This is a genomic window from Nitrososphaera sp., assembly GCF_050748925.1.
Classification (GTDB): Archaea; Thermoproteota; Nitrososphaeria; order Nitrososphaerales; family Nitrososphaeraceae; genus Nitrososphaera.
The window spans coordinates 1-7,682 of the sequence record NZ_JBOGQF010000089.1; the positions used below are offsets into that span (position 1 = coordinate 1).

Annotated in this window: 5 protein-coding genes and 1 pseudogene; 3 read left to right on the top strand and 3 right to left on the bottom strand. The window is 52.4% G+C overall.

The window, feature by feature from the left end; translation table 11 throughout:
* Positions 1–73: 73 nt before the first annotated feature.
* On the bottom strand, positions 74–1,036 hold the full coding sequence (locus ACREAY_RS08215) for a UDP-3-O-(3-hydroxymyristoyl)glucosamine N-acyltransferase (protein ID WP_431755287.1): 963 nt from the start codon (positions 1,034–1,036) through the stop codon (positions 74–76).
* 181 nt (positions 1,037–1,217) lie between these two features.
* Positions 1,218–1,835 (bottom strand): PHP domain-containing protein, encoded by a 618-nt coding sequence (locus ACREAY_RS08220; RefSeq protein ID WP_431755288.1) that lies wholly within the window; start codon positions 1,833–1,835, stop codon positions 1,218–1,220.
* A gap of 165 nt (positions 1,836–2,000) precedes the next feature.
* Here ACREAY_RS08220 and ACREAY_RS08225 point away from each other — a divergent pair, with 165 nt between their 5' ends.
* Positions 2,001–2,942 (top strand): ATP-grasp domain-containing protein, encoded by a 942-nt coding sequence (locus ACREAY_RS08225; RefSeq protein WP_431755289.1) that lies wholly within the window; start codon positions 2,001–2,003, stop codon positions 2,940–2,942.
* Between the two features lie 83 nt (positions 2,943–3,025).
* Here the strand turns inward: ACREAY_RS08225 and ACREAY_RS08230 are convergent, their stop codons facing one another.
* Entirely contained in the window at positions 3,026–3,718 is a 693-nt protein-coding gene (locus tag ACREAY_RS08230; protein ID WP_431755290.1) for a hypothetical protein, read from the bottom strand.
* A gap of 169 nt (positions 3,719–3,887) precedes the next feature.
* Between ACREAY_RS08230 and ACREAY_RS08235 the strand changes: the two genes are divergently transcribed.
* A complete protein-coding gene (locus ACREAY_RS08235) occupies positions 3,888–7,109 on the top strand; it encodes a galactose oxidase-like domain-containing protein (RefSeq protein ID WP_431755291.1) in 3,222 nt (1,073 codons plus the stop codon).
* Positions 7,110–7,274: 165 nt separating this feature from the next.
* Positions 7,275–7,682 (top strand): annotated as a pseudogene (locus tag ACREAY_RS08240) (hypothetical protein); the annotation flags it as partial.

Below are 7,682 nucleotides of genomic sequence, written 5' to 3' on the forward strand. Positions count from 1 at the left end.
ATTTCACTCCGCCAGATCCTCTGGAATAATCGGTTAGTTCTCCATATGGGGAAGACGCAACAGCGACTTTTTTTCATCTTTTCTGGCCTGCCATCATGAAAACTTTGTCCGTCGTCACCTTTTCTTTTATTGATTTCGCAGGAACACCTGCGACTATGTCGCCATCAGCAATATCATGCAGAACAACAGCACCAGCTCCAACAATGACGTTATTGCCGATTCGTACTTTTTGCTTTATGCTGCAGTGGAGTCCTGTCCAGCACTGATCTCCTATCTTTGCAGTCCCCCCTACTATTGTCCCCGCGGCAAGCAGGCAGTTTTTGCCTATTTTCGCGTTGTGTGCTACATAGACTTGACCATCAAGTTTTGTGCCATCGCCGATTACAGTATCTGAAAGCGATCCTCTGCCAATTAGGCAATTTGGGCAAATATCTACATCATCGCCAATTATCACTCCCTTTAAATGCGGGAATCTTTCGAGCTTGCCGTTTTGCATTCTTTCATAAGCAAAACCATCAAATCCAATAGTCACGCCTGATTGAATAGTACAGTTGCGTCCGATTCTGCAATCCCTTAGCAGGCTTACTCTGTCATGAATTACCGTGTTGTCGCCAATGGAGCAGTTCTTTCCAATTATTGTAAAATCGCCAATGCTACAATTGGAGCCGATTTTTGAAGTCCTCGATATTAACGCATGTGGAGAAATGGCACTTGCATTGGCTTCTTTTTTCTTCTTAAAGTTCACGATTCTAATAAAGGTCAGCCCGGGATTATCTACAAAAATGAGGCTCTGCAGTTTTCTTGGGTGGACGGACCCGTGTAGAGAAAACTTGCATAGAATAATTGCGGCTTTTGATTCAGAAATACTCGACGCTGCTTGCTTTCCATCCAAAGAACAAAAGCAAAGATCATTTTTCGTTGCTTCTTCTAGTGAAGAGACTCCTCCCGCCCTTTTGGCGCCTCCTTCAAGAGCGTAGTTCACTCCGATTTTTTTTATGACACTTTCGATATCATAATTCAGGGTGTGACCACGCAAGGTGTGAATTACTCATGACTTTTATTAAAGACTACATCCAAAATTTATCTTTGAAATGACCAATAAACTCCTTTTCCGTATCTCTTGTAAGCGCTTATTACCGAACGGCGAACAATTTCTGAAAAACTAGTTGTTTAGACCGGGGTGGTTCACCGTCACAACGAAATCCGATTGTTCTAGATTATTTTTCTTCCACAATCGAAATCAGGTTGGATATCTTTGTGAAATCGCCGACCTCTTGCAGGCTGTGCGCGTCGCTTCCGAGGTTGAACCTTACTCCTGAATCCTTAAAGACCTGCAGCCATGGCTTTGACGGCCTCTGGTATTTGGCGTTCAGCTCCACTATCTTGTCGTTTGCGACTATCAGTCTTGCGAGTTCCCTGACCTCGTCCATCCCGATGTCAAAGCCGTCCTCCGCGGCGAGGTGGCCGAGAACGTCGACATCTGGGTTTGCTGTCGCCGTTTTCAGCGCGTCCATCCATACCTTCTTGTCGCCATATTTCGTGTGAAAGCTGGCCACCAGAAAATATTTTTCGGCGTACTCTTTGGGGCAGTCGATGGACCCGTCCCGGAGGATCTTGGCCTCAAAGCCCGTGACGACCCTGACGCGCGTGCTGGCCTGCTCTATCTCGCCCAGGTAATCTGGAATCCATTCCGACGTCTTCCTGACGTGCTCTGTGAAGGCAATGGTCTGCAGCCCTATCTCCTCTGCGCGCCTAAGTACGTTTTTGACGGTCAGGTCGGGGGCAGAGTGGTCGTTGTAGCTGCAATGGACGTGGTAATCTTCAAGAATGTTCAAGGGATAATGATGAGGGCGGATCGGTAGATAAGCACGCGCCCTTGAACCGCGCCCTGATCCAGAGACGCGCCCGCTAAAATGGGCCAAAAACTGCTTTTTTTGGGTTATTTTTGGCCGATAATTGATGGCAAAGCTGATCTACAAGTCTTATCGCATTACGCTAGAATGAGAGAGGTAAAGAGTGTCCTTGTGCCCGGAGCGTCTGCGCCTGCCGGAATCAACACCATCAAGTCTTTAAGGATGGCAAAATTCGGCGGAAAAATCGTTGCAACCGATTCCGACCCGCTGTCACCGGGATTCCGCATGACGCCGGACCATGCAGTCATACCACTTGCCGCACGCGAGGAGGAGTTTATCGGCAAGCTCTGCGAGGTCGTGCAGGATAACAGGGTCGACATCTTGATGCCGTCATCAGGGCACGACATCTACCCTTACAGCAAGTACAGGGACAGGCTGAAAGGCCTGGGCGCGGTGCCGGTCGTCAGCGATCCAGAGAACCTTGAAACATGCCGCGACAAACTCAGGACGTTCAACTTTCTGGCAAGCAGGTTCAACCTGCCGTTTACGACGACCGACCCGAAAAAAGTCAAAGACTTCCCGGTGATTGCCAAGCCCCAGTTTGGAAAGGGGAGCCGCGACGTGATAAAGATCGAAGACGAGGCCAGCCTAAGGTACGTGGACGCCAAGTTCAAGGAAATGATATTTCAGGAATTCCTGCCCGGGATAGAATACACGGTGGACGTGCTCTCCGACCTGGACAAAAAGGCGCTGCTGGCGGTCCCCCGGATAAGGCTGGAGACAAAGGAAGGCATCTCGACCAAGGGCAAGGTGGTGCATCACCCGGCGCTCCAGAACGAGTGCAAAAAGATTGCCGAGGCCGTCGGGATAAGGGGTCCCTGCTGCATACAGATGAAAGAGTCGCGGGAAAAAGAGCTAAAGCTTGTAGAGATAAACCCGCGGATGGGCGGAGGGACGATATTTTCTGCCCTCGCAGGAGCCAACCTGCCTGCGATGATAGTCGACATGGTCCGGGGCAACGAGATCTCGGTTCCGGATTTTTCTGAAATAACAGTCGTACGGTACTTTGAAGAAATCGTTATGGGATGAGAGGCCGTGAGGCCAGCGACAGGGCAGAAACAACATTCCTCAAGGAAATTACTGGATTATCTTTGTTCTAATGTAGAACCGAATCATTGGCTGGTAGGCAATTTTTCAACCGGCAGCGGCCTGCTTGCAGGTTCCGTATCAAAGGTCACTCCGTTGAGGTAGAATCTGACTTTGGAGACATCCTTGGTGGGAGTCAATTGGAATGCAAAAGGATACTTTACGTTGTCAAGGTCTGCCCCTTCGAGGGAGACTTCAAACCTCTGCCAGTCGTTCTCTAATGTGACTTCCTTTGCCTTTACCGCAAATTGCCGTTTTTCAAAAATCTTGTCAGCAGGCACTTTAGAGTCTGCCGGCATGTCTTTTCCTGCAAAACTAAAGGTGACTTTTTCTCCTCCTCCCTCTCCCATGGCAAAGAACACTACTCTTTTCGCCCCCTTGAAATCATAGAGCTTGTCCGACAGATACGCAGCCGCTGCGAATCCTTTCTGCCCTGGGATGTACTCTACCATTGTGCACTCCTCGCAATGCCTCTCGCCAAAATTATCCATCCAGTGAGTCTCCAGCCTGAAATACGGCGAGCTGAGCGTCGCATCTCCCGTCTTTACCTTTGGCTCGGTATGGATATCTACCGGGAAAGGCAAGCTGGCAGCTGTGGCGACCTGCGCCTGCGGGGCGATTGGACTGCCTCCTGCAAGTGCGCTTGCCAGGACAATACTCGAAATAACCGCGGCGATGGCTGCCAGCAGAAAAATCGAGGGCACCTTCAGGCTTGGCATATGATTTGAGTTAGCCGCGAAAGATAAAAGAATTTGCCTAGATCAAATAACTAGAAATGAAGTTTGTTCCCACAAATCACAGAGATCTGATTGATAAATACCATGTGGATAGGTTATAGAGTCAAACATACTTTTATAATTACAACGGCTATCGGTCGCTGTCCACCTCATGACTGAAAGAATTTCGCGCCGTGACTTTCTCAAGATCATCGGAGCCGCGGGGGCAGGATTGGCGCTTGGGAGTCTGGGGTTTACCACATTTCTAAAGGACGGCAAATCGGCAAACCGCGCATCCGCTCAGGCTTATGGGGGATGGCAGCTTGGCGGGCAGACGCATGCAGCTGCGGTACACGCGGCTTCCCTTTACAACGGCAAGATACTTTACGTCGCAGGTTCCGGATTCTATGGTCAGAACGAGCTCGGGCCATTCGAGCAGGGGATATACGATCCCGTTGCCGATACCGCTCAACCCTTGTCCAACATCAACGAAGACCTGTTTTGCTGCAGCCACAGCCCGCTTCCAGATGGAAATATCCTGCTGACGGGGGGCACGCTCACGTACAACAACAGGTCTGCAAACGGCAAGTGGCTGGGCCTCAATGCCGCATGGATATACGACACAGCTTCAAACAGCCTCAGAAAGATAGCATCGATGAGCCACGGCAGGTGGTACCCCACCCAAGTGCCGCTTCCAGACGGCAGGGTGCTCGTCGTGGGAGGGTATGACGAATACGGCATTCAAAACAGGCTCGCAGAGATGTTTGATCCTGCCACTGAAACGTGGAGCATAGTGTACGATCCCGGCTCGACGGTAACCTATTGCGTAGGCGAAGGCGAGGATCCGGCAATAATGCCAGGGGCAGGCCAGCCCTGCTACGGCCCTGGCGTTGCTGACAACGTCCTTCTTTATCCTCGCATGCACCTGATGCCAAATGGCCTCGTCGCAGTTTGCGGACAGTCAAAGACGATGAGGACATTCAATCCAGCGACAGGCGATTGGAATTTTGCAGGAAACATGCTTTTTGGATCAACAAGGGGATACGGCAGCTCTGTTCTCCTCCCGCTGCAAAACACGGCTGCGGAAACAGGCAGCATTTTGATATTTGGCGGAACGGCCACTGCCGACGATTTTGCAACAAATACCGCTGAAATCCTTACGCCCAGCGGCACCGCGCTCCAGTCGCGGTTTACGAGCCCTTCGCAATTTGGCAGAAAACACCCGATCCCTGTCATAATGCCTGATGGGAAGATACTCGTCATAGGCGGGACGACTTTTCAAAACTCGTTTGCAACCAGGATTATGGAAGCCGAGCTGTTTGATCCGGTAACCGAAGCGTGGACGACTCTTCCTGCCATGACGGTCCCAAGGCAGTATCATTCGTCGGCGCTCTTGCTCGCTGACGGCAGGGTCTGGGCTGCGGGGACTACGTATTCAAAGACGTCAAGAGAACTTCAAGTAGAATATTTTGTCCCCTCTTATTATTCGGCAACACGGCCCACGATCTCTGGAGCCCCTGTGATGGGCCCCTATGGGGGGACCATTACCGTCCCCACACCTGACGGCCTGGACATTGATGCCGTGTCGCTTGTCACCGTGGGCACTGAAACGCACGCCTACAACTCCGACCAGAGGCTCGTCTGGCTGCAGATCCAGAGCAAGACTGCAACAGAGGTCGTCGTCTCGGCCCCGATCAGCGCCAACATCGCACCGCCGGGCTACTACTACATCTTTATCCTGAAACAGGGAATCCCGTCGGTTGCGCAGGCGATCAAGATACCCGGGTTTATGCCACCGCCAGATACCACAATCCCTACCATAACCATACTCACTCCTGCCGTCGATGAAGTCCTCTCGGGCCCCGCGCCTTCATTTGCAGTCGACGTGACCGGAACTGCTGCGGACGTTGGAAGCGGCCTTCAGGTGGTGGAGGTAAGTGTCGATGCCGGCCCCTTCTCTGCCGCGACCGGCACAGATCCGTGGTCGTTTACCACTGCGCCGCTCACGGAAGGGCTGCACACGGTAAACGCAAGGGCCAGAGACGTTGCTGGCAACACCTCGGACATTGCCATTAGAAGCTTTACGATAGAGATCACGACAGGAGGAACGTTTGTCAACGTCTATTCGGTTGCAGGCCAGAACAGCTATGGCACAATATTTTCCACAGGAAGTTCAGGCGCCGGAGAAAAGATATCGCCTGCGTCGTCGCTGGTAGGGACGGCCGTAAAGAGGGTTGCAGTTATACTAAAGAAATCCGGCAATACCACCGGGACCATAAACGTCCGCATAAGAAATTCAAGTGATGTGATAGTCAAAGAGATCGGGACAGTAGATGCCTCCCTTCTGACTGCCGCTGACCAGAGATTCGAGCTTACCGCCTCATCGACATACATACTCCAGGCCAATGACAAGGTGCTTGTCGAATGGGCTGGAACCGGCTCTGCCGCGGACGTGGTCAGCGTCAAGAGGCATAACGTCGAAGCTTTCGACGGCGCCAACACCTATTTTGTAACGCGAAATGCAAATGGGTCATACACGAATCATTCCACAAGGGATCTTGCGGGAGACTGGTACTATGAAAGTTCGACGCCGCTTGACACCACCCTTCCCACGATAAGCGTTGTTGCGCCTGTCGCCGACGAAATTCTTACAGGCGCCGCGCCGGGATTTCCCGTGACGGTCACGGGAACGGCGTCTGATGCCGAAAGCGGCCTTCAGGTGGTGGAGGTAAGTGTCGATGCCGGCCCCTTCTCTGCCGCGACCGGCACAGATTCGTGGTCGTTTACCACCCCGGTGCTTACCGCCGGGCCTCACACGATAGCTGCAAGGGCAAAGGACAACGCGGGAAACATTGCAGACGCCCCTACCATCAATATCACTATAGAGGTCACAACGTCGGGCAACTTTGTCAACATTTACTCTGTCGCAGGCAGCAACAGCTATGGCACAATGTCCTCAACGGGGGCCTCAAGCGATACCACCGGCATTGGAGAGAAAATGATCTCGTCATCGTCGCTGATAGGCTCTGCCATAAAGAGGGTCTCAGTCATACTCAAAAAATCGGGCACCACGACAGGGACGATATTTGTCCGCATCCGAAATTCCAGCGGCGCAATCGCCAAGGAGATTGGCACGATAGACGCCTCTGCCCTGACGGCAGTTGATCAGACGTTCGTAGTGACCGCTTCCTCTGCATACATACTCCAGGCCAATGACGCTGTCCTTGTCGAGTGGTACGGGACCGGATCGCTATCCGACGTGGTGAGCGTCAAGAGGTCTGCCGTGGACGCTTTCAACGGCACCAGCACCTATTACGTGGCACGCAAGACAAGCGGCTCGTACACAAACAGCACAAGCAGGGACATGGCAGGGGACTGGTACTATGAAACCTAGTACAGGGTAACAGTTTCTTTTTTCTGAATGCTTATGAGCAAAGGGTTTCTTTGTGGTCTTGACGCCATGATAGTCAGGCTCATTCTCCGGACGGCCTCGATTATTCTTTCAAAGGTCGCTATCCTGCGGCGGGCAATCGCCTGCATGCCGCAAGCTGTGGCCGGCTTGCGGAAGACGGTCCTTGCGCACCGGGCGATAATAATCGGATTGGCTGCTGCAATAACTATTGCCGCCGCCTTGTCGGGGCCAATCGCAGTATTTCTGGAAATGCACTCTCCCTATGACACATTTGGCATCACGCGCCTGTACCCTCCTGACACCGGAGGCCAGCACTGGGACAGCAGGAGCTGGCTCATTTCTGCAAGGACGCTGACGTCTACCCAGGTCGACCCGAAAGATCCGTATTTCCAGGTGCGGGGCGCCTCAAATACCCTTTCCATAAGGGGTGACGGCACTTCGGAATCCTCCGGCGACGTCGTGCGCTACTACATATCCGACCCGGAAGGAAAGAAAGAGTGGAAGAACTTTGAATTTACGATGTACAGCATGAGGGTGAGCGAGGTCGAGCCGCCC